This is a genomic window from Leifsonia sp. GW821-FHT13C09 (genome assembly GCF_058806435.1).
The window spans coordinates 39,473-65,830 of the sequence record NZ_JBXAPS010000003.1 but is presented as its reverse complement, the minus strand read 5'-3'; the positions used below and the strand labels follow the sequence as shown (position 1 = coordinate 65,830).

Sequence of the window (26,358 nt, the reverse complement as noted above, 5' to 3'; positions counted from 1 at the left end):
AGTGCCACCGAATTCGTGGCGTACACGCAAGAATCCACCGACTGAGTTACCACTGTGTAACGTTTTCCAGCCCTATTTTGCATTCACCCTCAACGGTACCTAGGGTCATTCTTATCCCGCGGGGTACGGGGCTCTCGCATGCCCGTGCTACCGCACACTTCGCACAGGAGGAACATTGCACATCAAGGGAAGAAAGGTCAGGTACGCGGTCAGCGCCGTCGCCGTCGCCGGCGTTGCAGCGCTCGCGCTGTCTGCCTGCACCACGACCGGCAGCACGGGGACCTCGTCCGCGGCCAAGGGCGGCACCGTGACGGTCGCTGTCGTGAACGACTTCACCTCGTTCAACTCGCAGACCCCGCAGGGCAACCTGGACACCAACGGCCAGGTCGGGTACCTGGACGGGTCGTACGGTACTGGCTTCCAGTACATCGACAACAACTACAAGATCGTCCACGACAACAAGTTCGGCAAGTTCGAGAAGCTCTCGGACAACCCGCTCACGGTCAAGTACACCCTGAACAAGAACGACAAGTGGTCCGACGGCCAGCCCGTCACCGCTGACGACATGGTTCTCGCGTGGGCGATCGCCTCCGGTCACTACGACTCCGCGACGCTGGACGACAAGGGCAACGTCACCAGCGGCACCCAGTACTTCCAGATCGCGGGTTCCACCGCCGGCGTCGACTCGACCGACTTCCCGACCATCGGCGACAACAACACGTCGATCACCCTGAAGTACGCCAAGCCGTACGTGGACTGGGAGCTGGTCAACCCGATCGCGCAGCCCGCGCACATCGTGGCCAAGAAGGCGGGCCTGTCCTCCGCCGCCGACCTGACCAAGCTGCTCAAGGGCCTCCCCAAGGGCGACCCGAGCAAGCCGGCCCCGGCCGACCCGACCCTCAAGAAGGCCGCGGACTTCGTGAACACCGGTTACGACGTGACCGCGTTCCCGACCGACAAGGACCTGCTGGTCTCCTCCGGCGCGTTCGTCGTGTCGTCGTGGACCCCGGGCCAGTCCCTCACGATGGAGCAGAACAAGTACTACGCCGGCGGACTGAAGCCGAACGTGGACAAGATCGTGTTCCGCATCATCCCGGACGCCAACGCCCAGGTCACCGCTCTCCAGAACGGTGAGGTCGACATCATCAACCCGCAGGCCTCGGCCGACACGCTGACTGCCCTCAAGCAGACCAGCGCGAAGGTCCTGACCGGCGACCAGGCGTCGTACGACCACCTCGACCTGAACTTCGGTTCGCCGGTCTTCTCCGACCCGAAGGTTCGTGAGGCGTTCCTCCTGACGATCCCGCGTCAGCAGATCCTCGACTCGATCGTCACCCCGGTGAACCCGAAGGCCAAGGTCCTCAACTCGCAGATCTGGCTGCCGAACCAGCAGCCCGAGTACGGCGACTCCGTGAAGAACAACGGTTCGAGCAAGTACGACAAGGTGGACATCGCAGGCGCCAAGGCGCTGCTCGCCGGTGCGACCCCGACCGTCCGCATCCTGTACAACACGAAGAACCCGAACCGAGTCGACGAGTTCCAGGCCATCTCGACGTCGGCCGCCAAGGCCGGCTTCAAGGTCGTCGACGCGGGCTCGCCGGACTGGAGCAAGCTCCTCCCGGGCGGTAACTACGACGCGTCGCTCTTCGGCTGGATCAGCCCGGGCGCCGGCACGTCGCAGATCCCGCAGCTGTTCACCACCAACGGTGGCGGCAACTACAACCGCTTCACCGCGGCGAACGACGACGCTGTGGCCACCCAGACCACGCTCGACACCAACAAGCTGGTCTCGCTGGAGAAGAACATCGACAAGACCGCCTTCGCGCAGGGCTACGGTCTGCCGCTGTTCCAGCTGCCCGGTGTGTTCGGCGCCACCAACCGTGTGGAGGGCGTGAAGTACAACGGCAACCAGAACGGCGCGTTCTGGAACTTCTGGGAGTGGACCGTCAAGTCCTCGACCGCGAAGTAACGCTCGACAGTGAGAGTGCCCGAGGGATCCTCGGGCACTCTCCTGCACCGGGGCGTCGGCTTCCAGTCGACGCCCCGGTATCATGTAGTCGGCGGTCGTGATCCGACCGTTACCTCGAATTCGCGCCAGGCGAAGCTCCCCCCCCCCCGCTCCGCCGCCCAACCCGACAATGGCGCGCCCTGTCAGTGAAGGTTTTGAACCTATGGCGAGTTTCATCCTGAGACGCCTGCTTGTCTCAGTGCTCATCATCATCGCCGCTTCGTTCCTGATGTACATGCTGGTCGCCTACAGCGCCGACCCGCTCCAGGACCTGCGAAGCAGCAACAACCCCAACAAAACGCAGCTCATCAACGCGCGTATCCAGCTCCTCCAGCTCGACGTGGTCCCGCCCCTGCGGTGGCTGCTCTGGCTGGGAGGCGCGGCCAAGTGCCTGATCCCGTTCGCGAACTCGTGCGACCTCGGATCGACCATCTCGAACGCCAAGGTGGTGGACATCCTCCCGCAGGCGCTGTCCTCGACCGTTCAGCTGGTCACCGTCGCACTGATCCTCGCGATCCTCTTCGGTGTCACCATCGGCATCGTGACCGCCCTGCGGCAGTACAGCGGACTCGACAACGTCGTCACGTTCCTCAGCTTCTTCCTGTACTCCCTGCCGGCGTTCCTGGTGGCCGTGCTCCTGAAGGAGTTCGTCGCCATCGGATTCAACAACTTCCTGGTGAGCCCGACGATCCCATGGTGGGTGGCAGCGTTGATCGGCGTGGTCGCCGGCCTCGTCTGGCAGTCGCTCATCGGAGGCGACATGCGTCGCCGTGCTCTCACGTTCGCCATCTCCGGCGTCGCGACGGCCGGCGTCCTCCTGCTGATGAGCGCGACCAACTGGTTCCTGCACCCGGGTCTCGGCCCCGTCGTGATGATCATCCTGGTCGCCGGGACCGTCACCGGGGCGACCGCTCTGACCGCCGGGCTGCAGAACCGTCGCGCGCTGATCTCCGCGAGCATCGCGGGAGCTGTCTCCCTGGTCTGCTACTTCGGGCTGCAGTGGCTGTTCAACATCTCGACGCCGGCCACGATCGTCATCCTGGCGATCGTCGCGATCCTCGTGAGCCTCGCGATCGGCTGGCTGGTCGGCGGGTACGACCGCGGCCAGAACATGCGCGTCGCGGTGATCGTCACGGTCGTGTCGGGCTTCCTGATCCTCGTCGACCGCTACATGCAGGCGTGGCCGACCTACTTCCAGGACACCAACGGGCGCCCCATCGCGACCGTCGGCTCGTCGACGCCAGGCCTGACAGGCGACATGTGGGTGACGGGTCTCGACACCTTCACCCACCTGTTCCTGCCCACCATCGCGCTGCTGCTGATCTCGTTCGCGTCGTACACCCGCTACTCGCGGGCCGGCATGCTCGAAGTCCTCAACCAGGACTTCATCCGCACCGCGCGGGCCAAGGGCCTCCCGGAGCGGACCGTCGTGGTGCGGCATGCGTTCCGCAACATGCTCATCCCGATCACGACGCTGGTCGCCTTCGACGTGGGCGCCCTCCTCGGTGGTGCGATCATCACGGAGGATGTGTTCGCGATCCCGGGCATGGGCTCCCTGTTCAATCTGGGACTGTCGCGCGGCGACTTGAACCCGGTGATGGCCTACTTCCTCGTCATCGCGATCATGGCGATCTTGTTCAACTTCCTCGCCGATCTGTCCTACGCCGCACTCGACCCGAGAGTGAGGGTCCGCTGATGGCCACCACTGAAGTCATCATCGCCGACGAGCTGCAGGAGCCGAGCTCCCCGCCCGTCAGCCAGGGGAAGCTGATCTGGAAGCGCTTCCTTTCCAACAAGATCGCCGTCGCCAGCGCGATCCTGTTCATCCTCATCGTGCTGTTCTCCATCTCCGCGATCGGCATCGGGCCGATCCCCGGCTGGTGGAAGTACAACTACGTCGAGCTGAACGACCAGGTCGCGCACGGTTCCCCCAGCTTGGAGCATCCGTTCGGCCAGGACCGCATCGGTAAGGACTACTTCGCTTTGACGATGCGGGGCATCCAGAACTCCGTGCTGGTGATGATCGTGCTCGGCCTCATCGCGAGCGTCGTCGGTGTCGTCGTCGGCGCGATCGCGGGGTACTTCCGTGGCGTGGTCGACGCGATCCTGATGCGCATCACCGACGTCTTCATCGTGATCCCGGCGCTGGTCATCGGCTCTGTCGTCGGCCACACGTTCGGCGGCCTCGGCGCGTTCTTCCTCGCTCTGATGCTCGGCTTCTTCTCGTGGATGGGCATCGCGCGCCTGGTACGAGGCGAGTTCCTGTCGCTCCGGGAGCGGGAGTTCGTCGAGGCGGCGCGCGTCGCGGGCGCCTCAGACACGCGGATCATCTTCAAACACATCCTGCCGAACGCCATCGGCGTCGTCATCGTGTCCTCGACCCTCATCATGGCCTCGGCCATTCTGCTCGAGACCGCGCTGTCGTTCCTCGGCTACGGCATCCGGCCGCCGGACGTCTCGCTCGGCCTCCTGATCAGCTCGAACGAGTCGGCGTTCCAGACGCGTCCGTGGCTGTTCTGGTGGCCCGGCTCGTTCATCGTGATCCTCGCCCTGCTGGTCAACTTCGTCGGCGACGGCCTGCGCGACGCGTTCGACCCGCGCCACCGCCGGTTCAACCTCCGCAAGATGCGTGAGGAGGAGCCGGAGCCCGGCGAGGACGACTTCGGCGGACCCCGCACGGGCGCAGCCCTCGCGGAGGACGTGCTGTGACATCCGCCCGCGCTGCGCTGCTGGTGGCCTCCTCAGGCCACCAGCAGGGCGGCGAGCGTGCCGGCCGTCAGCACGGTCAGCACGGCCAGCGACACGATGTGCCAGCGGATCGTCACGGGCGTTTCGTCCGCGAGGCCGCTGTCGATCGTTCCGTCCTGCTGAAGCTGGGTCCAGCGGCGCCGCACCACCTCGGCCGCGGCGCCGGACTCGGTGTTCAGCAGGTCGCCGGGACGGCGCACGCTGTCCGCGACGTTCGGTTTGCCGACGCGGCCCTTGGTCTCCTGGCGGGTGGCGCGCAGCGTGCGCGCCGTTCCCGGAGCCGGCGCGGACCACACCGGGAACTTGTGTCCCGGCGTGTAGAGGGTGAGCGCGTACTTGGTGTCCACGTGGATGAGGGCCTGCCACGGGATGTCGACGGTGCGCGTGACGTTGATCACCTCGATGCCCTCGTCGCCGACCGTGAGACGCGGACGCCACAGCAGCGCCCAGCCGATGAAGGCGAACAGCGCGCACGGCACGACGTAGAGCAGGCGCACATCGTGCACGCTCACCAGAAGGCCGACGATCAGCGCGGCAGCGGCCGCCCAGATCACAACGGCAAGGACCCGGTTGAACCGGGACACGAAAACCTCGCGCTCGGCGGGGGAGACGTAGGGCATGGGTCCATGCTCTCACCCCGCACCGTCTCCACAACGCCCGAGCGCGCCCCCGAAAGGAACCACGAATCATGACCGAGAACACCACCGGTGGGGCCGGGGTCGTCGTCGGCGCCCCCGTGCTGGAGGTCACCGACCTGTCCGTCGACTTCGGCGTCGACAACGTCTGGGTGCCCGCGGCCAAGAAGCTGAACTACTCGATCAAGGCGGGGGAGGTGCTCGCCATCGTCGGTGAATCCGGCTCCGGCAAGAGCGCGAGCTCGATGGCGATCCTCGACCTCCTGCCCGAGAACTCCCGCGTCCGCGGCTCGATCAAGCTGGAGGGGCGCGAGCTCACCGGCCTGACCCCGCCGCAGATGCGCCGCGTGCGCGGACGCCAGGTCGCGGTGATCTTCCAGGAGCCGATGACGGCGCTGAACCCCGTCTATACGGTCGGCTCCCAGATCGTCGAGACGCTGCGCATCCACTTCGGGATGTCGCCGCACGAGGCCAAGGAGCGCGCCCTCGAACTGCTCGACATGGTCGAGCTGCCCGACCCCGTGAAGGCGTTCAACTCGTACCCGCACCAGCTCTCCGGCGGCCAGCGTCAGCGCGCGATGATCGCCCAGTCGATCTCCTGCGACCCGAAGCTGCTCATCGCGGACGAGCCGACCACGGCGCTCGACGTGACGGTGCAGGCCGAGATCCTGGAGCTCATCCGCAGCCTCCGCGACCGCCTCGACAGCGCGATCCTGCTGATCACCCACGACATGGGCGTCGTCGCCGACCTGGCCGACAACATCGTGGTCATGCGGAAGGGCGACATCGTCGAGACCGGCACCGTCAAGCAGGTCTTCGACGCTCCGCAGCACCCGTACACGATCGCCCTGCTCAACGCCGTGCCGCACCTCGGCCAGCGCGAGGACGAGGAGATCGACACGACCGCCGCCCTCGCCGCCGGAACCGAGCACCCGGACGCCGAGTACGCCGAGCGGATCCGCGTCAACGAGCGCCTCGCCGCTGCCGCCGCCCAGGAGGCGGAGATGGACAAGCGGAAGGTCGTCGTCGACTTCGAGAAGGTCGCGATCGAGTACCCGAAGCACGGCCGCGTTCCCGCGTTCCGCGCCGCGACCGACATCGACCTGAGGATCCACGAGGGCGAGGTCGTCGGCCTGGTGGGCGAGTCCGGCTCGGGCAAGACGACGCTCGGCCGCGCCGCGATCGGCCTGCTGCCCATCCACTCGGGCAAACTCGTGGTCGCCGGCCAGGACATCAGCAAGGCGGGCCGCGACGAGATCCGCAAGCTGCACCGCAACGTCGGCATCGTCTTCCAGGACCCGTCGTCGTCGCTGAACCCGCGCCTCCAGATCGCGGACTCGATCGGCGAGCCGCTCCGTCTGGCGAAGGGGCTCAAGGGCGCCGGTCTGGCGAAGGAGGTCGACCGCCTCCTGGACAGCGTCGAGCTGCCGCGCGCGTACCGCAGCCGCTTCCCGCACGAGCTGTCGGGCGGCCAGAAGCAGCGCGTCGGCATCGCACGCGCGCTGTCGCTGAAGCCGCAGGTCCTGATCGCGGACGAGCCGACCAGCGCGCTCGACGTGTCGGTGCAGGCGCGCGTGCTGGAGCTGATGCAGCAGCTCCAGAAGGAGATGAACTTCGCGTGCCTGTTCATCACCCACGACCTGGCCGTCATCGACGTCCTCGCCGACCGCATCGCGGTGATGCACCACGGCGCCCTGGTCGAGGTCGGCACCCGCGACGAGATCCTCCGCTACCCGAAGGAGGCCTACACCCAGCGCCTCCTGGCCGCGGTCCCGCTGCCCGACCCGGAGCAGCAGCGCGCCCGCCGCGCTCTGCGCCTCGAGCTGCTGGCCGCGGGCTCGGACGAGGTCGTGCCGGTCAACGAGGGGCTTCCGCAGGAGCCGGAGCCGCCGGTGGCGCAGGGACTGTAGTCGTCGAGAGCGGAAAGTGGGCCGCGTCGTTGGACGCGGCCCACTTTCTTTTTCTTCGCACGCCGACGATCGTAGGGTCGGGAATCAAAAATGTCAATCTAACAAAAAGAACTTGCAACGCCAGTCGCGGAACCCTAAGGTCTGAAGTCGACCCCCCTCCAGGAGGAAACCGTGCCCATCAGACTTCTCGGCCGTTCCGCCGCCGCACTCGCCGCGGTCGGCGCGCTCGCGCTCACCGCCTGCAGCGGTCCCGACACCGCGTCGACGGCCGACACCACCGCCATCGTGACCGCGAACGGCAGCGAGCCGCAGAATCCGCTCGTCCCGACCAACACGAACGAGGCCGGGGGCGGCAAGATCATCGACGCCGTGTTCTCCGGCCTGCTGGCCTACCAAGCCGACGGCACGCCGGTCAACGACGTCGCGCAGTCGATCGAGACGAGCGACTCGCAGCACTTCACGATCACGATCAACGGCGACCGCACCTTCAGCAACGGCGAGAGGGTCACCTCGCGCTCCTTCGTGGACGCCTGGAACTACGGGGCGAAGCTGAGCAACGCCCAGCTCCTGAACTCGTTCTTCGAGGACATCGAAGGCTTCTCCGGCGAGGAGGACACCGAGCTCACCGGCCTCACCGTCGTGAGCGACACCGAGTTCACCGTCGATCTGACGTCGAAGGTGTCCGACTTCCCGCTCCGGCTCGGCTTCTCCGCCTTCTACCCGCTGCCCAGCGTCGCCTTCGAGGATATGAAGGCCTTCGGCGCGCACCCGATCGGGAACGGTCCGTACAAGCTCGCGAACGCGAAGGCCTGGAAGCACGACGAGAGCATCGAACTCGTCGCCAATTCCGGCTACCTCGGTCCGCGCAAGGCGAAGAACGGCGGGCTGCGCATCGTCTTCTACGCCTCGCTGGAGTCCGCGTACGCCGACCTCAGGTCGGGCACACTCGATGTCCTGGACGCGATCCCCGACGCCGAGCTCGGGACGTTCGAGAAGGACCTCGGCGACCGGGCGGTCAACCAGCCCGCCGCGGTCTTCCAGAACGTCGCGATCCCGGAACGGCTCGCGCACTTCGCGGGGGAGGAGGGCCGGCTCCGCCGCCAGGCCATCTCGCTGGCGATCGACCGGCCTGCGATCACGAAGGTCATCTTCGACGGGACGCGGACGCCGGCCAAGGACTTCACGTCACCGGTCGTCCCCGGCTGGTCCGGCTGGCTCGACGGCTCCGGGGTGCTCGACCACGATCCGAAGAAGGCCAAGCAGCTTTGGGCCGACGCCGACAGGATCTCGCCGTGGACGGGCTCCCTCCGCATCGCCTACAACGCCGACGGCGGCCACAAGGGCTGGGTCGACGCCGTCGCGAACAACCTGAAGAACACGCTCGGGATCGACGCGAAGGGCGACGCCTCGCCCACGTTCGCGCTGCTCCGCACGGCGATCACGGACCACACGATCGACTCGCCGTTCCGGACCGGCTGGCAAGGCGACTATCCGGGACTGCTCACCTTCCTCCGCCCGGCATACGGCACGGGCGCGCTCTCCAACGACTCCGGCTACGCGAACCCCGAGTTCGACGCCCTGCTCGCGAAGGGTCTGGCCGAGCCGGATGTGGAGGCGGCGAACGCCGACTTCCGGGCGGCGCAGGAGCTCCTGCTGCGCGACCTCCCCGCCATCCCGCTCTGGTACTCGAACATCACCGGCGGCTTCAGCGAGTCGGTCGGCCACGTGACCTTCGGGTGGAACTCCGTCCCGCTCTACGAGCAGATCACCAAGCACGCCGCGCACTAGCGCCGACATGATCCGCTTCCTCGGCTTCCGGCTGCTGCAAGCCGTCCCGGTGCTGCTGGGCACCACGCTGCTGATCCACTTCCTCGTGTTCGCGCTGCCCGGCGACCCGGTCGTCGCCCTGTTCGGCGACCGGACGCCGAGCCAGGCGGTCCTCGCGGAGCTGCGCAGCCGGTACCTGCTCGACCAGCCGTTCCTCGTCCAGTACCTCCACTACCTCGGCGGCATCCTGCGGGGGGACTTCGGCACGTCGTTCTCCGGCGAACCGGTGAGCGAGATCCTGGCGCGCACCTTCCCGGTCACGCTGCGGCTCGCGCTGCTCGCGATCGCGATCGAGCTGGTGTGCGGCGTCACGGTCGGACTGGTGAGCGGCCTGCGCAGGGGCCGGCTGTTCGACACGAGCGCGCTCGTCGTGAGCCTGGTCCTCATCTCGGCGCCGGTCTTCGTGATCGCGTTCGTGCTGCAGTACGTCTTCGGGATCTGGCTCGGCTGGGCGCGGCCGACCGCCGGGCCGGGGGCGCCGCTCCAGGACCTCGTCCTCCCGGCTGTGGTCCTGGCGGCGATCGGCTTCGCCCAGATCGCGCGGCTCACGCGCGCGTCGGTCATCGACACGGACGGGATGGACTTCGTGCGCGTCGCCGCGGCCAAGGGCTTGCCGCGCCGCCGGATCGTGCCGGTGCACGTTCTGCGCAACTCGCTCATCCCGGTGATGACGTTCCTCGCGGCGGATTTCGGGGTGATGCTCGTCGGCGCGACGGTGACGGAGGGCATCTTCAACGTCCCGGGGGTCGGGCGCACGCTCTACCAGGCGATCATCCGCGGAGAAGGGCCGACCGTGGTCTCCTTCGTGACCGTCATGGTGCTGCTCTACCTCGTCGTCAACCTGCTGGTGGACCTCCTCTACGCCGTGCTCGACCCGAGGATCCGCTATGCGTCGTGACGCCCCCTCCCGGCCGGCCACCCTCTGGTCGGACGCCTGGGACGACCTCCGCCGGCGGCCGATGTTCTGGTGCTCTGCCGTCCTCATCGCGCTGATCACGGCCGTGGCCGTTTTCCCGGGACTGTTCGCCCAGGGCGCACCGGACAGCGGCTGCCTGCTCGCGAACAGCAACGCCGGCCCGGCGCCCGGCCACCCGCTCGGCTTCACCAAGCAGGGCTGCGACATCTACGCACGCATCATCCACGGCACGGGGACGTCGCTGTCGGTCGGCGTGCTCGCCACCGCGCTGATGGCGTTCCTCGGCGTCGCGTTCGGCGCGCTGGCCGGCTTCTACGCGGGCTGGATCGACGCGGTGCTGTCGCGCGTCGGAGACATCCTTTTCTCGATCCCGTACATCCTGGCGGCCGTCGTGATCATGTCGGTGTTCGCGAAGTTCGCGAATGTCTGGGTCATCGCGCTCGCCATCGGGGTCTTCGCGTGGCCCGCGACGGCGCGTGTGCTCCGGGCGGAGGTGCTCCGGGTCCGGACGGCCGACCACGTGCTGGCCGCGGAGGCGATCGGGCTGTCACGGTTCCGCATCCTGCTGCGCCATGTGCTGCCGAACTCGTTCGCCCCGGTCATCGTCGTCACGACGCTGTCGCTCGCCGGCTCGATCGTCGCGGAGGCGACCCTGTCCTTCCTCGGCGTCGGGCTGCCGAGCGACATGATGTCGTGGGGCAACGACATCAGCCAGGCGCAGAACGACATCCGCACGGCGCCGCAGGCGCTCGTCTACCCGTCCGTGGCGCTGTCGGTCACCGTGCTGAGCTTCATCCTGCTCGGCGAGGTGGTCAGGGACGCGCTCGACCCGACGGCGAGGGCCCGCCGATGACCGCAGCATCCGATCGCCCCGGTGGGAGCCCGCTCCTGGTCGTGACGGACCTCCGGGTGGGGTTTCCCACCCGCGGCGGCGTGGCGACGGCGGTCGACGGCGTCGACCTCACCGTCCACCGCGGTGAGACGGTCGCGATCGTCGGCGAGTCGGGCTCCGGCAAGTCGACCACAGCTCAGGCGATCATCGGGCTGCTGCCCGGCGCCGGCCGCGTCCTCGGCGGGTCGATCGCACTCGACGGCGTGGAACTGACCGCGCTCGGCCGGAAAGACCTGGAGGCCGTCCGCGGACGCCGGATCGGCTTCGTCCCGCAGGACGCGATGTCGAGCCTCAACCCGGTGTGGAGCGTGGGCTTCCAGGTGGAGGAGGCCATCCGGGCGAACGGCGTCGCCACCGGCCGCCGCGCGGTGCGGGCGACGGCGATCGAGGTCCTGGAGCGGGCGGGGCTCGCCGACGCGCGTTCGCGACTCCGGCAGTACCCGCACCAGTTCTCCGGCGGGATGCGCCAGCGCGCGCTGATCGGGATCGGCCTCTCCGGGAACCCGGCGCTGCTGATCGCCGACGAGCCGACCTCCGCGCTCGACGTGACGGTGCAGCGCGGCATCCTGGACCACCTCGGCACGCTCACCCGGGAACTCGGCACGACCGTGCTGCTCATCACCCACGACCTCGGGCTCGCGGCCGAGCGCGCCGACCGCGTGGTGGTGATGCACCGAGGCCGGGTCGTGGAGTCCGGTCCGAGCCGCGAGGTGCTCCGGCGTCCCGTGCATACGTACACCCGTCGGCTGGTGGAGGCCGCCCCGAGCGTTGCGCCCGGCCCGGTGCGCACGGCCGAGCGGCGCCTGGTGGCGGCGACCGAGACGACCCCGGCGATCGCAGTCAGCGGGCTGACGAAGGTCTACCGGGCGCGCGGGGGCGGCCTCCGGTCGTCGGCCCTCACAGCCGTGGACGGCGTGACCTTTGCAGTGCAGAAGGGCACCACCACGGCCCTCGTGGGCGAGTCGGGCTCCGGCAAGTCGACGGTCGCGAAGCTGATCCTGCGGCTGGAGGCGCCGACCGCGGGCCGCGTCGCGATCGACGGCCAGGACACGGCCGCCCTGAGCGCCCGCGAGGTCTTCGCCCTCCGCCGCCGGATGCAGCCGGTGTTCCAGGACCCGTACGGCTCGCTCGACCCGATGCGCAGCGTCGGCGCCAGCATCGCCGAACCGCTCGCCGTGCACCGGGTCGGCGACCGGGCCTCCCGTCGCCGGCGCGTCGCCGAGCTGCTGGACCGGGTCGCGCTGCCCGCCGCCGTCGCCACCCGCTACCCGAACGAGCTCTCCGGCGGCCAGCGGCAGCGCGTCGCCATCGCCCGGGCGCTGGCGCTGAATCCGGACCTCGTCGTGCTCGACGAGGCGGTGTCTGCGCTCGACGTGCTGGTCCAGGCGCAGGTGCTCGACCTCCTCGCCGAGCTGCAGGACGACCTGGCGCTGACCTACCTGTTCATCACGCACGACCTCGGCGTCGTGCGCCGCATCGCGGACGACGTCTGCGTGCTGCGGAGGGGGCGGCTGGTCGAGCAGGGGCCGGCCGCGGAGGTGTTCGCCTCGCCGCGCGAGGAGTACACGCGCGCCCTGCTCGACGCGGTCCCGGGGGCGACGATCCCGCTCGGCTGACGGCCGTTCACGGAGGCGCCCGGCCGCTGGGATAGAATAGACCGTTCCCCTTTTTCTTCCTGACGAGAGTCGAGCCCTCACGCATGTCCGAGAACGCCGTCGCCCACCGCGACGATCTGCGCAACGTCGCGATCGTCGCCCACGTCGACCACGGCAAGACCACGCTGGTCGACGCCATGCTGCGGCAGACCAACTCGTTCGGCGACCACGAGCACGTCGAAGAGCGTGCGATGGACTCCAACGAGCTGGAGCGTGAGAAGGGCATCACGATCCTGGCCAAGAACACGGCGATCTCCTACAAGGGCAAGCACGCCGCCAACGGCCCGATCACCATCAACGTGATCGACACTCCGGGCCACGCCGACTTCGGCGGCGAGGTCGAGCGCGGCCTGTCGATGGTTGACGGCGTCGTCCTGCTCGTGGACGCGTCGGAGGGCCCGCTCCCGCAGACCCGCTTCGTGCTGCGCAAGGCGCTGGAGGCCAAGCTCCCCGTCATCCTGCTGGTCAACAAGACCGACCGCCCCGACGCCCGCATCGAGGAGGTCGTCCACGAGAGCCAGGACCTCCTGCTCGGTCTCGCGAGCGACATGGCCGACGACGTGCCCGACCTCGACCTCGACGCGATCCTCGACGTGCCGGTGGTCTATGCCTCCGGGCGCAATGGCGCCGCGAGCCTGAACCGCCCCGAGAACGGCGAGCTGCCCGACAACGCCGACCTCGAGCCGCTCTTCGAGGCCATCCTGGAGCACATCCCCGCGCCGACCTACGACCCCGAGGCTCCGCTGCAGGCGCACGTCACCAACCTCGACGCGTCGCCGTTCCTCGGCCGCCTCGCGCTGCTGCGCATCTTCAACGGCACCCTCAAGAAGGGCCAGACGGTCGCCTGGGTGCGTCACGACGGCGATGTGCACAACGTGCGCGTCACCGAGCTGATGATCACCAAGGCGCTGGACCGCTACCCGGCCGAGAGCGCGGGCCCCGGCGACATCGTGGCCGTCGCCGGCTTCGCCGACATCATGATCGGCGACACCCTCGCCGACCCCGAGGACATCCGACCGCTGCCGCTGATCCACGTGGACGAGCCCGCGATCTCGATGACGATCGGCACCAACACCTCGCCGCTCGTCGGCAAGGTCAAGGGCCACAAGCTCACCGCCCGCATGGTCAAGGACCGCCTCGACCGGGAGCTGATCGGTAACGTGTCGCTCCGCGTGCTCGACATCGGCCGCCCCGACGCCTGGGAGGTGCAGGGTCGTGGTGAGCTCGCGCTCGCCATCCTTGTCGAGCAGATGCGCCGCGAGGGCTACGAGCTGACCGTCGGCAAGCCGCAGGTGGTCACCAAGAAGGTCGATGGCAAGACGTACGAGCCGTACGAGCACCTCACGATCGACGTTCCCGAGGAGTACCTCGGCGCGATCACGCAGCTCCTGGCCGCCCGCAAGGGTCGCATGGAGAACATGGCGAACCACGGCACCGGCTGGGTGCGCATGGAGTTCATCGTCCCGTCGCGCGGTCTCATCGGCTTCCGCACGGAGTTCCTGACGATCAGCCGCGGCACGGGCATCGCGAACGCGATCTCGCACGGCTACGACGAGTGGGCCGGCCAGATCGTCACCCGCAGCAACGGCTCCATCGTGGCCGACCGCTCGGGCGTCGTGACCCCGTTCGCGATCATCGCCCTCCAGGAGCGGATGACCTTCTTCGTGAACCCCACGGAGGAGGTCTACGAGGGCATGGTCATCGGTGAGAACTCGCGTTCGGACGACATGGACGTGAACATCACCAAGGAGAAGAAGCTGACCAACATGCGTCAGTCGACGGCCGACAACTTCGAGTCGATGACGCCGTCGCGCCAGCTCACGCTGGAGGAGTGCCTGGAGTTCGCCCGCGAGGACGAGTGCGTCGAGGTGACCCCGGAGGCCGTGCGCATCCGCAAGGTCGAGCTCGACGCCACCGCTCGCGGTCGCGCCGCCTCGCGCCTCAAGCGCCAGGACGCGTAACCGTCCCGCGGCGCCTCGTCGCGCGCATAATCGACTCATGAGACGTTCGCGCCTTGTCGCGCTGCCGGTCGCGGCCCTCCTTCTGCTGGGGGCCGCGCCGGCGCTCGCGGGGTGCAGCTTCCAGACCGTCGTCAAGGACGTCACCGGCGGCAACGTCGATCTCGGCGGTAACAAGGTGCCGTCCGACTTCCCGAAGTCCGTCCCGCTCTACAAGGGCGCGGTCGTGTTCGGCGCGAGCGTCGGCAGCGGCCACGGCAAAGTCTGGAACGTGACGGTCAAGGTCAAGGACGCCCAGGCCTACCAGGACATCGCCAAGCAGCTGACCGACGCGGGCTTCGACGGCCAGTTCGGGGCGCAAGGACCCGACGGTGGAGGAACCGGCACGTTCGCGAACGCCGACTACGGCGTCCTCGTCGTGGTCAGCGACGCCGGCAACAACGGCTGGGTCGCGAACTACTCGGTGTCGCGCGCCGCCGTGGCGACGCCGTCGCCCACGGCGTAGCTCACCGTCGCACACTGCTTGACCGACGGCGCGTGACGCGGCGTGTGGGTGAAGCGCGGCACGCACCCGCGTGGTGAACACCGCCCCTTCGAGCCGGTCGTTGCGCGCCTCCAGGGTTGACGAACCACAGCTCTGGCACAGCGGCGAAGTGCCCATCTCCATGACCTCGGGTTCAAAGGCCTGTTGCGAGCCTTTGTGCGAGACGCTAGGCTCCAGATGTATGGTCTAAAATTTTACTGGAGATGGAAAATGACACAAGAAGTTTCGAGTGCGTCGCTCGGCGCGGAGCGCGAATTCGGCAATCGGGTGCGCCTCGTCGTGGCTGCTGGGCTCGCAGCCGTCTTTGCCCTGTCGATGCTGACTGGTACTCCGGCGTTCGCATCGAAGAGCGGGAGCGGCGGAGCCAACATGTTCATGGCTTGGGCGGATACTCACACGACCAGTCCGCATGAAGGCCGGTCGTTCGCCAAGCACGGGAGTTCTGAATCGCTCAGCGGATGGGTGATGGGGCATTCGAATGCATCGGCAACATCGCTCGTCAGCTTCTCGGGATCGCACAGGGTCGACTTCCGAGGTTGACGCCCAGCACCTCAAGCCACAATTCACAAAATCACCAAGGGGGAAATCATGAGTAAATTCCGCAATTCGCGCCCAGGGGGACGTTCGTCTCGGGGATCCGCATTCCAGCGGGTGATGAAAATCAGCGCTGCCTTCGCTCTGGCGGGTTCTGCCGTTGCCATCGGCGGCGCTGTCCCGGCCTCTGCGACCACGAATGGAAGTGGCGGCACCAACGTCTTCATGGCGTGGGCGGATGCGCACAGCACCAGCCCGCACGAGGGACGCTCTTATGCGCGACATGGCGGTTTCGAGGCACTCAGCGGCTACGTCACGGGTCACTCGTGGGCGAAAGCCACATCCGCCGTGAACTGGGCTGGCGCCTATCGGAACGACTTCCGCGTGCGCTGAAACAGCCCATGCGCGCCTCGCCAACCTCACGGTTGGCGAGGCGCGCCATTGTTCGATCTGACGAAAAGAGAAGCTATGTACCTTGGTCCAGGTCCGGTTGGGCGCGGTTGGAGAGCATGCGCGATTCTACTTGGGCTCTTCCTCCTCACGGCGTGCACCGCTGCAGACGAACCGTCTCGAGATTCGTCGGCGTCCGGTGAGAAGCTTCCGTTCTCCTTCGATGAGATCATTGCAGCCAAACTCTCCAAGGCACCGTCTGCGTTCGTACGCGACGTGTTGCTCCGCGCGCAAGAGCGCGGCTCGATCGCACCCGAAGACTACGAGGAAGCACACAATCGATACGCCAACTGCACGAAGGCACGCGGACTCGGCGAAACATACACAAAGCTTGCGAACGGTCTCTACGAGATCAAGCCCAACATCAGCGGGGGCCAGAAGGAGGTCGACGCCTACTTCGACGCGGCCAACGGGTGTGGTGACCAATACTTGGCAGACATCGAATCGCTCTTCACTCTTCAGATCGCTAATCCGGATATGCTCGCTGACAACCGTCAAGTCGCAATCAACTGCCTGCGTGGAATTGATGTCGTCGACGCCGGGTACGGAGTCGACGACCTCAGTCGTGATCTGAAGTCGGCACTCGAAGGGACCCGAATCGATCCCTCCGATCCACGCACGCGAGCGTGCCTCCACGGAGCGGGCTTCAGTATCACGCAAGGCCGATGATGCGGATACGCGACCTGGCCTTCGGGCTATTCCTCGTCGTCGTCGCGGTTTCAGCGGGGGTATTGATCGGCCTGTTCTCACTTCCCAGGCCCGTTCCAGCCGTCCTCGAGGCAGCGCCAAAGCTGAAGTCCGTTGAAGCTCTGCCTGGTCGGTTCGACGACGCTCGCGAAGTGAGGCTTGAGCTTGTCTTCGAGCCGGGAAGTCCCCTGACCGTCCACACCTCCGGGGTGGTCACCGGAAGTGCGTGTCAGCCGGGACAACCGATTCGCTCCGGCACGATCGCTCTCACCATCGATGAACTGCCGACGATCGCGCTCACGTCCGATGTCCCCATCTACCGAGACCTTGCCATCGGCGCCACGGGCGCCGATGTTCGAGCGCTCAATGCCGAGCTGGCGCGGTTGGGGCATTCGGTCGGCGATCGAGAGCGATTCGGGCGGGAGAGCATGAAGGCACTACGTGCTCTCTTCAAGGAAGGGGGCCACGAAATGCATGACACAGTGCTCCCTCGGAGCCAGGTTCTGTGGATTCCGCGTGACGAGATCGTTCCGGCGAAGTGCCTCGCGCAGAAAGGCGCAACAATCGAGCCAGACCTCCCGGTTGCGGAGACGATGGGGCGGTTGGCGCGCGCGAGCGTCGATCTGCACGACACTCGGGTGGTGGGACAGCGGGTGATCGAGGTTGACGGCGTAGCGAGCCCGATCGACTCGGCGGGCGTCGTCGATGAAGCTGCACTCGGTCAGCTGGGGGCGTTGCCGTCCGTTCAGGGCGCCTTTCAAGAGAAGGGCGAACCGCCGACCGCGCTCACGCGCCTCGCCGCACCTGTCGACGCTTATCGGGTGCCGCCGGCTGCTCTCGTGCTCGAATCAGAAGACAAAGGATGCGTCGTCGCGGAGGATGGAGAGTTGATCCCGGTCTCCGTGGTCGGCTCCACACTGGGATTCGGGTACTTCGTCACAGAAGCGCCCCTCACCCGTAAGGTGCTCCTCGCGCCGGAGACGGGCGGGTCATGTGACTGACGTGGCGAAGATCGAAATCATTGACGCGGCGTTCGGCTACGCACCGGATCGCCCGCTGTTTCACGGGCTCAGCTTCACTGCTTCGGCTGGTCAACTGCTCGGCTTGAGCGGTCCTTCCGGCTCTGGAAAGTCCACGCTCTTGTCCATTCTCGCCGGATGGTCCGTGCCCACTCGGGGAAGTATCGTGCGAACGAATATCTCACGTATATCTTGGGTCTTTCAAAACCCCGTGGGCGTGTCCTCGCGCACGGCGTTAGATCACGCCACCCTGCCGCTGCTGGCTCGGGGCGCACGACGCAAGGCAGCAGACGCTTTCATCCGCTCGGTCGCCGTCGGCTTCGGCCTGGAGGACGTTCTTGATCGACGGTTCCGCGACTTGTCGGGCGGCGAGGCTCAGCGCTTGATGCTGCTTCGCGGATTCGTCTCCGAACCGGACTTGTTCCTCGTCGATGAGCCGACGGCCCAGCTGGATTACTCATCCGCACGCACCGTGGATCGTGCTCTTCAGGAGCTCGCGCGTTCGCGTGGATTGGTCGTCGTCGCGTCGCATGATGCAGAAACACTCGCGTCGTGCGACCGGGTGATCAAGATCGTCGAGCATGCGCATTGAGATTCAACGTCATTCTCCATGAAGCGTTCCGCGACGTAGTGAACGGCACCAGCCGCGTCACGATGATGGCCGCGGTCTTCTGCCTTCTCGCTATACCGCTTGCATTCGTCGAAGTGCTCACCGTGGCGGGCATCCTCGAAAGCGCCGCCCGGTTCGCCAGCAGCGGCGGCGCTACCCGGATCCTGACTGGTTCCGAGGCCGCTTCGATCAGCGCACGAGGCTGCGAGGCCGTAGGCGCGGATCGCCGGAACGTGCATTCAGGTGGCTTACGCAGCGCGCGCCCACTGGTCTTCGACGAATTGCCCGATAACAGGGTCCTGCAGTTCGAGATCTCACCGTCATTTCTGACCGTGCTCGGCTCTAAGGGTTCGCCCCGAGGAGGAGTGTGGGTTTCTTCGCAGCTGGCTCAGACACTCCAGGTCGGAGCAGGCTCCCGACTCCATGTACAGGGTAGGTCGGTCACGATCGAGGGCGTATTCAATTACCCCGATGATGGCCGTGACAGCCGTGTCGCTTTCGCAGTCCTCGTGCCAACCGCCGGCTTGCAGAACTACGACGAGTGCTGGGTCTTCGCCTGGCCCGTTCCCCCGAACGTCGCTGAAGCCATGCTCATAGCGGTAGCGCCAGGAAAGCTGGGTTCAGTGCATGAAGGCCGCCTGAATACGAATTTCGGTGCAGATTTCGATGGCGACGCACTCTTCCGCGCGCGACCTTCCGTCTTCGCGTGCCCACTGGGGGCGATCCTCGGTTTGACCCTGGGATCGGCGAGCGTTTGGGTTCGGAGGCTCCAGATTGCAAGCAACCTCCACGCCGGCGTGAGCCGGCCCGCGATGACGTTGCAGATCTTCATCGAAGCGCTCGCTTGGGCCGTCGGTGGAGCGACAATCAGCGCGGGCGTCATTGCAACGCTGTCCACATTCGTCGACGGCGGCGATAGGCCAGAGGTGCTGTCACTGGCGATGGCTCCGATCGTCATGACGGGCGCGGCTACCTTGCTGGGATCGATCGGCGCTGCTCTGCTTGTGCGAGAACGATCGTTCTTCCGATACTTCAAGGCGCGTTAGCGCCTCGAAGGCCTCAGCCGAAGAGCCCCGCCCCCACGTACGAGCCCTCGCGGGCGCCGGGGGGCACCGCGAACACGGCGGAGCCGACGTGTTTGAGGTACTCGTTCATCAGGTCGTTCTTCGCGAGGCGCATCTGGATGGGGATGAACTGTTTCCTCGGGTCGCGCTGGAAGGCGATGAAGAAGAGTCCGGCGTTCAGCCGGCCGAGGTCGTCATTGCCGTCGACGAAGTTGTAGCCGCGGCGCAGGAGCTGCGCGCCGTCGTTCATCGTCGGGTGCGCGAGGCGCACGTGCGAGTCGGGGTCGATCTTGGTGCCGCCGGCCGGGGACAGCGCGAGGAAGTTCGGCTCGCTGAACTCGGTGCCGCCGGAGAGCGGCGCGCCTACGCCCTTGTCGCGGCCGATGATGCGCTCCTGCTCGCCGAGCTGCTGGCGGTCCCAGGTCTCGATGACCATGCGGATCTTCCGCGCCACCAGGTACGAGCCGCCGTGCATCCAGGCCGCGCCGTCTCCGCGGTCGGCCCAGACCTGCTCGTTCACGACCGAGGTGTCCTCGGCCTTGATGTTCGCGGTGCCGTCCTTGAAGCCGAACAGATTGCGGGCCGTGGTCTGGCTGCGCGAGGTGGACGAGGTGCGGCCGAAGCCGAGCTGCGACCAGCGGATGGCGGCGCGGCCGAAGGCGATGCGGGACAGGTTGCGGATGGCGTGCACCGCCACCTGCGGGTCCTCGCTGCACGCCTGCACGCACAGGTCGCCGCCGGTGAGGTTGTCGAGGAGCGCGTCGCCGGGGAAGTGCGGGAGGTCGACCAGCGCGGCCGGACGCCGGGCGGCGATCCCGAACCGGTCGGTTCCGTCGGCGGCGGTGAACAGTGTCGGGCCGAAGCCGAAGGTGAGGGTGAGGCCGCCGGGCGGCAGGTCGAGCGCCTCGCCCGTGTCGTCCGGGGGAGCGTCCGACGGACCGGAGGCCGGGCCGTACTTCCCGGCCGGCTTGCCCTGTGTCATCCGCGCGGCGGCGACGGTCCAGTCTTGCAGCAGCTCGATCAGCCCCTCCCGGTCGAGGCCGGCTGCGACGTCGAACGCGGCGAAGTGGAGGCGGTCCTGCGTCGGAGTGACGATGCCGGACTGGTTCGCGCCGTAGAACGGGTAGGTCGCGCTGTCGGGGGAGGAGGCGACCGCGTGGCCGACCGCCGCACCCGCGCCGAACCCGACGACGCCCGCGCCGACCGCGGCACCGGCGAGGCCGAGCATCCCGCGGCGGGACAGGCCGGATCGTCCGGCGCCCGTCTCCGGCGCCGGACGGTCGGCGGCGGTCGTGTCGTCGCCCACTGCTACTTGACCAGGATCGAGGTGAGGTGGCTGAGCGGCTCGCTCAGCGCGTTGACCGAGTCCTGGAGCTCCTTGACCTGCGGCGTCGTGAGCCGGGTGTAGCTCACGAACCCCTCGCCCTCCTTGTACTGCGCCAGCAGCCTGCCGATGGTCGCGAACTCGCTGTCGAGCTTCTTCGCCGTCGCCTTCCCGGTCGCGCCCTTCTCGAGGAGCACCGCACGCACGTTGCCGTAGGCGACCTCCGCACCCTCCACATTGGCCTGGAAGTCCCAGAGGTCGGTGTGCGAGAAAATCTCCTCCTCGCCGGTGATCTTGGTGCGCGAGACCTCCTCCATCAGGCTGGCGGCGCCGTTGGAGATCTGGTCGAGGGTGAGGGTGAAGTCCTTCGCGTGGACCAGGTCGTAGAGGCGCTGGGTGTCTGCGACGAGCCGGTCGCCCAGGGTCTTGCGGCCTGCGGCGTCGGAGGCCGTGAAGCCGGCGGGCGCCCACAGATCCTTCTCGACGCGGTGCCAGCCGGTCCACTCCTGGCCCTGTTCGAGGTCGGCCTCGCGGAGGTCCAGCGCGGGGTCGATATCGCCGAACTGCTCGGCGGTCGGCTCGATCCGCTCGTAGAAGGCCCGCGCGACAGGGTACTGGGCGCGGGCGGCCGTGTCGTCGCCGGCCTCGTAGGCGGCGGCGAACGTCTTCGTGGCGGTGAGCAGCTGCCCGGCCTGGTCTTTGACGTAGCTGAGGTAGTTGGTGACCGCCTGCGCGACCTGCTTGCTCTCGCTTGTGGTCTTCGCGTCGGCGGACCCCTTCGTCACCGTGAACGGCGCCAGGGAGGTCGGAGGGCCGACCATTCCCTTCCGGCACGCGGTGAAGTAGCTGCCCTCCGCGAGCTGCACGACGTAGTTGACCGTGGTGCCCGGGCCGATGTTCTCCTTCTCGCCGGCGATCCGGAGCTTGTCCTCCGCGAGCACCTCGAACTCGTTGACGTCGGAGCCGGTGTTGGTGACCTGGAAGGTGATCGGGCCGGCCGGGGCCGTCGCGGTCTTCACGGTGCAGGAGGCGTCGGTCAGCGTGACCTGGACGGCCTCCGCCTCGGCGACGGCCGTGTTCGGGACGCAGCCGGTGAGGGCGAGGGCGACGGCGGCGGCGCCGGCCAGCGAGCCGGCGATCGGGCCGAGGTGACGGAGTCGGGGCATGGCGATGCTGTGCTTTCTGCTCTGGTGGATGCGTGGGCTGCCGCGCGGAGGCGGGGCCGTGACTCAGGAGTGGACGGGCGTTCCCGCGGCCGCGGACGCCGGCGACGTCGACGTCGGCCGGGCGTGCGACGCCCGGTGCTGGCGGACGTAGAAGAGCGTGACCACGACGAGGTAGCCGGCCCAGGCGATGACCTGCGGCCAGGTCGGCGACGGATTGAAGTTGAGGATGCCCGCGAGCGCGGTGCCGTACCAGCTCGACGATGGGATGATCCCGCTGATGTCGTAGGCGTGGACGCCGGCTCCCGGGATGACGCCCGCCTCCTGCAGGTCGCCGATGCCGTAGGCGAACACGCCGGCCGCCACGAGGATGAGGAACGCGCCGGTCCAGGTGAAGAACGAGCCGAGGTTGATCTTCACCATGCCGCGGTAGAGGAGGAAGCCCAGCACCGCGGCGGACAGAAGTCCGAGGACGGCGCCGATGACCGGCTCCCAGCCGCCCCCGACGCTGGCGACGGTGGCCCAGACGAAGAGCGCCGTCTCGAGGCCCTCGCGGCCCACGCTCAGCATGGCGAGGACGACGACGCCCCAGCCCGCTCCGACGAGCACGGAGTCGAGCCGGTTCTGGAGGGTGGACTTCATGCTCCGGGCGGTCTTGCCCATCCAGAAGATCATCCAGGTGACGAAGCCGACAGCGATGAGCGAGAGCGTGCCGCCCACGATCTCCTGCGCCTCGAAGCTGAGGCCGTAGGGCCCCCAGGTGAGCAGCGCCCCGATCCCGAGCGGCACGATGAGAGCGACGCCGACGCCGATCCACAGCTTGGAGAGGACGTCCTTCCGTCCGACCTTGACCACGTACGCGACGAGGATGGTGACGATGAGCGCCATTTCGAGGCCTTCGCGGAGGCCGATCAGATAGTTCGCGAGCACAGAGGACCTTCGAGTGGAGGTGGGGGATGTTGGTAAGGCTAACCTTACCTGCCCGACTCTAGAACACGTCCGGCGGATGTGTCCAGCTAGGATTCGAGCATGCTGAGCCGGATCGTCAACGCCGTCCTGCTGGTCCTCGCGGGAGCGGCGGTCGGCGGGATCGGCACGGTCGCGCACCAGCTCACGGTCGACTGGGGCGTCACCGTCCCGCTCGGGCTGATCGGCTCGCTGCTCTGCTACACCGCGCTACTGGTCGGCCTGCGGCTGCTCGGCAGCTCCCGCTGGCCCGCGCTGTGCGCGGCGCTGGGGGCGATCGCCGTCATCCTGGTTTTCACCCAGCAGAGCGCCGGCGGCTCCGTGCTCATCCCGAACAACCTGTGGGGGCAGATCTGGCTGGTCGGCCCGATCCTCATCGCCGCCGTGGTCGTCGCCTGGCCGGACGTGAAGCGCGCGCCGGGCCGGTCCGGAACGGCCTAAGCTAGGGGAGTACCTCCCGCCGTCCGAAGGGAACCGGAACCACAGTGACCTACGTCATCGCCCTCCCGTGCGTCGATGTGAAAGACCGTGCCTGCATCGACGAGTGCCCCGTCGACTGCATCTACGAGGGCGAGCGCTCGCTGTACATCCACCCCGACGAATGCGTCGACTGCGGAGCGTGCGAGCCGGTCTGCCCGGTGGAGGCGATCTACTACGAGGACGACCTCCCCGAGGAGTGGGCGGACTACTACAAGGCCAACGTGGAGTTCTTCGACGACATCGGCTCGCCCGGCGGCGCCGCCAAGGTCGGCGTGATCGCGAAGGACCACCCGCTCATCTCCGCCCTGCCTCCGCAGGCGCACTGAGGTGACGCGCTGACATGGCGCTCGGAGCGCTGCCCGACTACCCCTGGGATCTGATGGCGCCGTACGCGGCGCGCGCCCGCGCTGCCGTGCCGTTCGGCGACGACTCCGGGCTGGTGGACCTCTCGATCGGCTCGCCCGTCGACCCGACGCCCGCGCTGATCCGCGACGCTCTGGCCGAGGCGACGGACGCCCACGCCTATCCGCTGACCGTCGGCACACCGGCCCTCCGGGAGGCCATCGCCGCCTGGTTCGAGCGGCGCCGCGGCGTGCCCGGCCTCGCCCCGGAGGACGTGCTGCCGACCATCGGCTCCAAGGAGCTGGTCGCGTTCCTGCCGTTCTTCCTCGGTCTCGGCGAGGGGGACGCCGTCGTGCACCCGCGCGCCGCGTACCCCACCTACGCGATCGGCGCGGCCTTCGCCGGTGCGGAGGCGGTGGCGAGCGACGACCCCGCGGAGTGGCCGGAGAACACCCGGCTGGTCTGGCTGAACAGCCCGGGCAACCCCGACGGCCGGGTGCTGTCGGTGGAGGAGTTGCGCGCGGCGGTGACCCGCGCCCGCGAGCTCGGCGCCGTCGTCGCGGGCGACGAGTGCTACGCCGAGCTCGGCTGGGACGCGCCCTGGGACACCGCACCCACCCCCAGCGTGCTGGACCCGCGCGTGGTCGGCGACGACCGCAGTGGTGTGCTCGCTGTCTACTCGCTGAGCAAGCAGTCCAATCTGGCGGGCTACCGCGCCGCGTTCATCGCCGGCGACCGCGCGCTGATCGCGCGCCTCACCACGGTGCGCAAGCACGCCGGGCTCATGCTGCCGTCGCCGCTGCAGGCCGCGATGGTCGTCGCCCTCGGCGACGACGCGCACGTGGCGGAGCAGCGCGAGCGCTACCGGGCGCGGCGCGCGCTGCTCAAGCCGGCGCTGGAGGCCGCGGGGTTCCGCGTCGACCGCAGCGAGGCCGGGCTCTACCTCTGGGCGACCGAGGGACGCGACGCCTGGGAGAGCATCGGGCGGCTGGCGGACCTCGGCATCCTGGCCGGCCCCGGCGTCTTCTACGGCGACCACTACCCCGAGCACGTGCGGCTGTCGCTGACGGCGTCGGACGAGCGGATCGCGGCGGCGGCCTCCCGGCTGCGGTCGTTTGGAGAATCTCTCTAAGGGAGCCCAGCAGCCTTTGCCCGATGCGACAGTTGTCGCGCGGGTTGGCTAGGCTGTACGAGCACGGCTTCACTGCGTGGCCGACACGATCGGCACGCGAAGCACCCCAAATCCCACCCAGGAGGCGTTGTGAGCGGACTCGGCACCGAGCAGGCCGGCACCGATCGGACTGCCGCGCAGCCGCAGGCGGAGCAGCGCGGTCCCGCCCAGGAGGCGGCCGTCGCCCAGCTCCGCTATCCCGGTGGCGTCGCGGAGTTCCCGATCCTGCCGAGCACGCAGGGCGCGTCGAGCATCGACCTCTCCAGCCTCACCCGCCAGACCGGCCTCACCAGCCTCGATTACGGCTTCGTCAACACCGCCGCCACGCGCTCGGCGATCACCTACATCGACGGCGATGCGGGCATCCTGCGCTACCGCGGCTACCCGATCGAGCAGGTCGCGGAGAACTCCACGTTCCTCGAGGTGGCGTGGCTGCTGATCCACGGCGAGCTGCCGACGCCGGCCGAGCTCGCCGACTTCGACGAGCGCATCCGCCGTCACACGCTGCTGCACGAGGACCTCCGCCGCTTCTTCAGCGCACTCCCGCACGACGCGCACCCGATGTCGGTGCTCTCCAGCGCCGTCTCGGCCCTGTCGACCTTCTACCAGGACTCGCTCAGCGTCAGCGACCCGGAGCAGGTGGAGCTCTCCACCATCCGCCTCCTCGCCAAGCTCCCGGTGATCGCGGCCTACGCGCACAAGAAGAGCATCGGCCAGGCGTTCCTCTACCCGGACAACTCGCTGAGCTTCGTGGACAACTTCCTGCGGCTCAACTTCGGCACGCTCGCCGAGCCGTACGAGGTGAACCCGGTGCTCTCGCGCGCGCTGGAGCGCCTCCTCATCCTCCACGAGGACCACGAGCAGAACGCCTCCACCTCGACCGTCCGCCTCGTCGGCTCCACCCAGGCGAACCTGTTCGCCTCGGTGTCGGCCGGCATCAACGCACTCTACGGCCCGCTGCACGGCGGCGCGAACGAGGCCGTCCTCCAGATGCTCGCGGACATCCGCGACTCGGGCGAGAGCGTGCAGAAGTTCGTCGAGCGGGTCAAGAACAAGGAGTCCGGGGTCAAGCTGATGGGCTTCGGGCACCGCGTCTACAAGAACTTCGACCCGCGCGCCCGGCTCGTCAAGCAGTCCGCCGATGAGGTGCTCGCCGCTCTCGGCGTGCACGACCCGCTGCTCGACATCGCGAAGGAGCTCGAGGAGGTCGCTCTCGCCGACCAGTACTTCGTCGACCGCCGCCTCTACCCGAACGTGGACTTCTACACCGGCGTGATCTACAAGGCGATGGGCTTCCCGACCCGGATGTTCACCGTCCTGTTCGCGATCGGCCGCCTGCCGGGCTGGATCGCCCACTGGCGCGAGATGACGCAGGACCCGAGCACGAAGATCGGCCGTCCGCAGCAGCTCTACGTCGGCGACGGCGAGCGCAGCTGGCCGACCGCCCGCTGAGCG

24 protein-coding genes are annotated in these 26,358 nt (G+C 68.0%); 20 read left to right on the top strand and 4 right to left on the bottom strand.

The window, feature by feature from the left end:
• Positions 1-175: 175 nt before the first annotated feature.
• The 3 genes from AC1ROW_RS11695 to AC1ROW_RS11685 all read left to right on the top strand — a co-directional run bounded on the left by AC1ROW_RS11695 (position 176) and on the right by AC1ROW_RS11685 (position 4,717).
• Positions 176-1,969, top strand: a complete 1,794-nt coding sequence (locus AC1ROW_RS11695; RefSeq protein ID WP_493019081.1) for an ABC transporter family substrate-binding protein — start codon at positions 176-178, stop codon at positions 1,967-1,969.
• Between the two features lie 202 nt (positions 1,970-2,171).
• Positions 2,172-3,704 carry an ABC transporter permease subunit gene (locus tag AC1ROW_RS11690; protein ID WP_493019080.1) on the top strand — a complete coding sequence of 511 codons (1,533 nt, stop codon included), beginning with the start codon at positions 2,172-2,174 and terminating at the stop codon, positions 3,702-3,704.
• On the top strand, positions 3,704-4,717 hold the full coding sequence (locus AC1ROW_RS11685) for an ABC transporter permease (protein WP_493019079.1): 1,014 nt from the start codon (positions 3,704-3,706) through the stop codon (positions 4,715-4,717). The genes AC1ROW_RS11690 and AC1ROW_RS11685 overlap by 1 nt, the downstream gene beginning before the upstream one ends.
• Before the next feature lie 32 nt (positions 4,718-4,749).
• Here the strand turns inward: AC1ROW_RS11685 and AC1ROW_RS11680 are convergent, their stop codons facing one another.
• On the bottom strand, positions 4,750-5,376 hold the full coding sequence (locus AC1ROW_RS11680) for a PH domain-containing protein (protein WP_493019078.1): 627 nt from the start codon (positions 5,374-5,376) through the stop codon (positions 4,750-4,752).
• A 68-nt stretch (positions 5,377-5,444) separates the two neighbouring features.
• Here AC1ROW_RS11680 and AC1ROW_RS11675 point away from each other — a divergent pair, with 68 nt between their 5' ends.
• The 13 genes from AC1ROW_RS11675 (at position 5,445) to AC1ROW_RS11615 (ending at position 19,439) form a co-directional block, all read left to right on the top strand.
• Positions 5,445-7,301, top strand: coding sequence for an ABC transporter ATP-binding protein (locus AC1ROW_RS11675; protein ID WP_493019077.1), 1,857 nt, complete (start codon positions 5,445-5,447; stop codon positions 7,299-7,301).
• A gap of 171 nt (positions 7,302-7,472) precedes the next feature.
• Entirely contained in the window at positions 7,473-9,089 is a 1,617-nt protein-coding gene (locus tag AC1ROW_RS11670; RefSeq protein ID WP_493019076.1) for a peptide ABC transporter substrate-binding protein, read from the top strand.
• A gap of 7 nt (positions 9,090-9,096) precedes the next feature.
• The gene (locus AC1ROW_RS11665; protein WP_493019075.1) at positions 9,097-10,026 is read left to right on the top strand and encodes an ABC transporter permease; all 930 of its coding nucleotides are present in this window, start codon (positions 9,097-9,099) and stop codon (positions 10,024-10,026) included.
• Complete coding sequence (locus AC1ROW_RS11660; protein WP_493019074.1) at positions 10,016-10,897, top strand: ABC transporter permease; 882 nt, start codon at positions 10,016-10,018, stop codon at positions 10,895-10,897. Before AC1ROW_RS11665 ends, AC1ROW_RS11660 begins: the two co-directional genes overlap by 11 nt.
• Positions 10,894-12,552 carry a dipeptide ABC transporter ATP-binding protein gene (locus AC1ROW_RS11655; RefSeq protein ID WP_493019073.1) on the top strand — a complete coding sequence of 553 codons (1,659 nt, stop codon included), beginning with the start codon at positions 10,894-10,896 and terminating at the stop codon, positions 12,550-12,552. Before AC1ROW_RS11660 ends, AC1ROW_RS11655 begins: the two co-directional genes overlap by 4 nt.
• Before the next feature lie 83 nt (positions 12,553-12,635).
• Complete coding sequence (gene typA, locus AC1ROW_RS11650; protein ID WP_493019072.1) at positions 12,636-14,552, top strand: translational GTPase TypA; 1,917 nt, start codon at positions 12,636-12,638, stop codon at positions 14,550-14,552.
• A 37-nt stretch (positions 14,553-14,589) separates the two neighbouring features.
• On the top strand, positions 14,590-15,054 hold the full coding sequence (locus AC1ROW_RS11645; RefSeq protein ID WP_493019071.1) for a hypothetical protein: 465 nt from the start codon (positions 14,590-14,592) through the stop codon (positions 15,052-15,054).
• A 249-nt stretch (positions 15,055-15,303) separates the two neighbouring features.
• Entirely contained in the window at positions 15,304-15,633 is a 330-nt protein-coding gene (locus AC1ROW_RS11640; RefSeq protein ID WP_493019070.1) for a hypothetical protein, read from the top strand.
• Positions 15,634-15,681: 48 nt separating this feature from the next.
• Positions 15,682-16,020 carry a hypothetical protein gene (locus AC1ROW_RS11635; RefSeq protein WP_493019069.1) on the top strand — a complete coding sequence of 113 codons (339 nt, stop codon included), beginning with the start codon at positions 15,682-15,684 and terminating at the stop codon, positions 16,018-16,020.
• A gap of 48 nt (positions 16,021-16,068) precedes the next feature.
• Positions 16,069-16,746, top strand: coding sequence for a hypothetical protein (locus AC1ROW_RS11630; RefSeq protein ID WP_493019068.1), 678 nt, complete (start codon positions 16,069-16,071; stop codon positions 16,744-16,746).
• Positions 16,743-17,765: a hypothetical protein gene (locus tag AC1ROW_RS11625; RefSeq protein WP_493019067.1), complete on the top strand. Its 1,023-nt coding sequence runs from the start codon at positions 16,743-16,745 to the stop codon at positions 17,763-17,765. The genes AC1ROW_RS11630 and AC1ROW_RS11625 overlap by 4 nt, the downstream gene beginning before the upstream one ends.
• Before the next feature lies 1 nt (position 17,766).
• The gene (locus tag AC1ROW_RS11620; protein ID WP_493019066.1) at positions 17,767-18,375 is read left to right on the top strand and encodes an ATP-binding cassette domain-containing protein; all 609 of its coding nucleotides are present in this window, start codon (positions 17,767-17,769) and stop codon (positions 18,373-18,375) included.
• Positions 18,372-19,439, top strand: a complete 1,068-nt coding sequence (locus tag AC1ROW_RS11615; RefSeq protein ID WP_493019065.1) for a hypothetical protein — start codon at positions 18,372-18,374, stop codon at positions 19,437-19,439. The genes AC1ROW_RS11620 and AC1ROW_RS11615 overlap by 4 nt, the downstream gene beginning before the upstream one ends.
• A gap of 13 nt (positions 19,440-19,452) precedes the next feature.
• Here AC1ROW_RS11615 and efeB read toward each other — a convergent pair whose 3' ends face one another.
• The 3 genes from efeB to efeU form a co-directional block, all read right to left on the bottom strand.
• The gene (gene efeB / locus AC1ROW_RS11610; protein WP_493019064.1) at positions 19,453-20,763 is read right to left on the bottom strand and encodes an iron uptake transporter deferrochelatase/peroxidase subunit; all 1,311 of its coding nucleotides are present in this window, start codon (positions 20,761-20,763) and stop codon (positions 19,453-19,455) included.
• 2 nt (positions 20,764-20,765) lie between these two features.
• Positions 20,766-21,947: an iron uptake system protein EfeO gene (gene efeO / locus AC1ROW_RS11605; protein WP_493019063.1), complete on the bottom strand. Its 1,182-nt coding sequence runs from the start codon at positions 21,945-21,947 to the stop codon at positions 20,766-20,768.
• Positions 21,948-22,010: 63 nt separating this feature from the next.
• Positions 22,011-22,874, bottom strand: a complete 864-nt coding sequence (gene efeU, locus AC1ROW_RS11600; protein ID WP_493019062.1) for an iron uptake transporter permease EfeU — start codon at positions 22,872-22,874, stop codon at positions 22,011-22,013.
• Positions 22,875-22,973: 99 nt separating this feature from the next.
• Here efeU and AC1ROW_RS11595 point away from each other — a divergent pair, with 99 nt between their 5' ends.
• The 4 genes from AC1ROW_RS11595 (at position 22,974) to AC1ROW_RS11580 (ending at position 26,355) form a co-directional block, all read left to right on the top strand.
• A complete protein-coding gene (locus tag AC1ROW_RS11595; RefSeq protein ID WP_493019061.1) occupies positions 22,974-23,351 on the top strand; it encodes a hypothetical protein in 378 nt (125 codons plus the stop codon).
• A 44-nt stretch (positions 23,352-23,395) separates the two neighbouring features.
• Positions 23,396-23,716, top strand: a complete 321-nt coding sequence (gene fdxA, locus AC1ROW_RS11590; RefSeq protein ID WP_185276994.1) for a ferredoxin — start codon at positions 23,396-23,398, stop codon at positions 23,714-23,716.
• A 14-nt stretch (positions 23,717-23,730) separates the two neighbouring features.
• On the top strand, positions 23,731-24,864 hold the full coding sequence (gene dapC, locus AC1ROW_RS11585) for a succinyldiaminopimelate transaminase (protein WP_493019060.1): 1,134 nt from the start codon (positions 23,731-23,733) through the stop codon (positions 24,862-24,864).
• Positions 24,865-24,993: 129 nt separating this feature from the next.
• Positions 24,994-26,355, top strand: a complete 1,362-nt coding sequence (locus tag AC1ROW_RS11580) for a citrate synthase (protein ID WP_493019059.1) — start codon at positions 24,994-24,996, stop codon at positions 26,353-26,355.
• The last annotated feature ends 3 nt before the right edge of the window (positions 26,356-26,358 follow it).

Bases quoted from the DNA above. Each gene is read 5' to 3' on its own strand.
- AC1ROW_RS11685 (WP_493019079.1), top strand. From the start codon at position 3,704: ATGGCCACCACTGAAGTCATCATCGCCGACGAGCTGCAGGAGCCGAGC.
- AC1ROW_RS11595 (WP_493019061.1), top strand. From the start codon at position 22,974: ATGCTGAGCCGGATCGTCAACGCCGTCCTGCTGGTCCTCGCGGGAGCG.
- AC1ROW_RS11665 (WP_493019075.1), top strand. From the start codon at position 9,097: ATGATCCGCTTCCTCGGCTTCCGGCTGCTGCAAGCCGTCCCGGTGCTG.
- dapC (WP_493019060.1), top strand. From the start codon at position 23,731: ATGGCGCTCGGAGCGCTGCCCGACTACCCCTGGGATCTGATGGCGCCG.
- AC1ROW_RS11680 (WP_493019078.1), bottom strand. From the start codon at position 5,376: ATGCCCTACGTCTCCCCCGCCGAGCGCGAGGTTTTCGTGTCCCGGTTC.
- AC1ROW_RS11655 (WP_493019073.1), top strand. From the start codon at position 10,894: ATGACCGCAGCATCCGATCGCCCCGGTGGGAGCCCGCTCCTGGTCGTG.
- typA (WP_493019072.1), top strand. From the start codon at position 12,636: ATGTCCGAGAACGCCGTCGCCCACCGCGACGATCTGCGCAACGTCGCG.
- AC1ROW_RS11660 (WP_493019074.1), top strand. From the start codon at position 10,016: ATGCGTCGTGACGCCCCCTCCCGGCCGGCCACCCTCTGGTCGGACGCC.
- AC1ROW_RS11690 (WP_493019080.1), top strand. From the start codon at position 2,172: ATGGCGAGTTTCATCCTGAGACGCCTGCTTGTCTCAGTGCTCATCATC.
- AC1ROW_RS11625 (WP_493019067.1), top strand. From the start codon at position 16,743: ATGATGCGGATACGCGACCTGGCCTTCGGGCTATTCCTCGTCGTCGTC.
- efeO (WP_493019063.1), bottom strand. From the start codon at position 21,947: ATGCCCCGACTCCGTCACCTCGGCCCGATCGCCGGCTCGCTGGCCGGC.
- AC1ROW_RS11635 (WP_493019069.1), top strand. From the start codon at position 15,682: ATGAGTAAATTCCGCAATTCGCGCCCAGGGGGACGTTCGTCTCGGGGA.
- AC1ROW_RS11675 (WP_493019077.1), top strand. From the start codon at position 5,445: ATGACCGAGAACACCACCGGTGGGGCCGGGGTCGTCGTCGGCGCCCCC.
- AC1ROW_RS11645 (WP_493019071.1), top strand. From the start codon at position 14,590: ATGAGACGTTCGCGCCTTGTCGCGCTGCCGGTCGCGGCCCTCCTTCTG.
- AC1ROW_RS11640 (WP_493019070.1), top strand. From the start codon at position 15,304: ATGACACAAGAAGTTTCGAGTGCGTCGCTCGGCGCGGAGCGCGAATTC.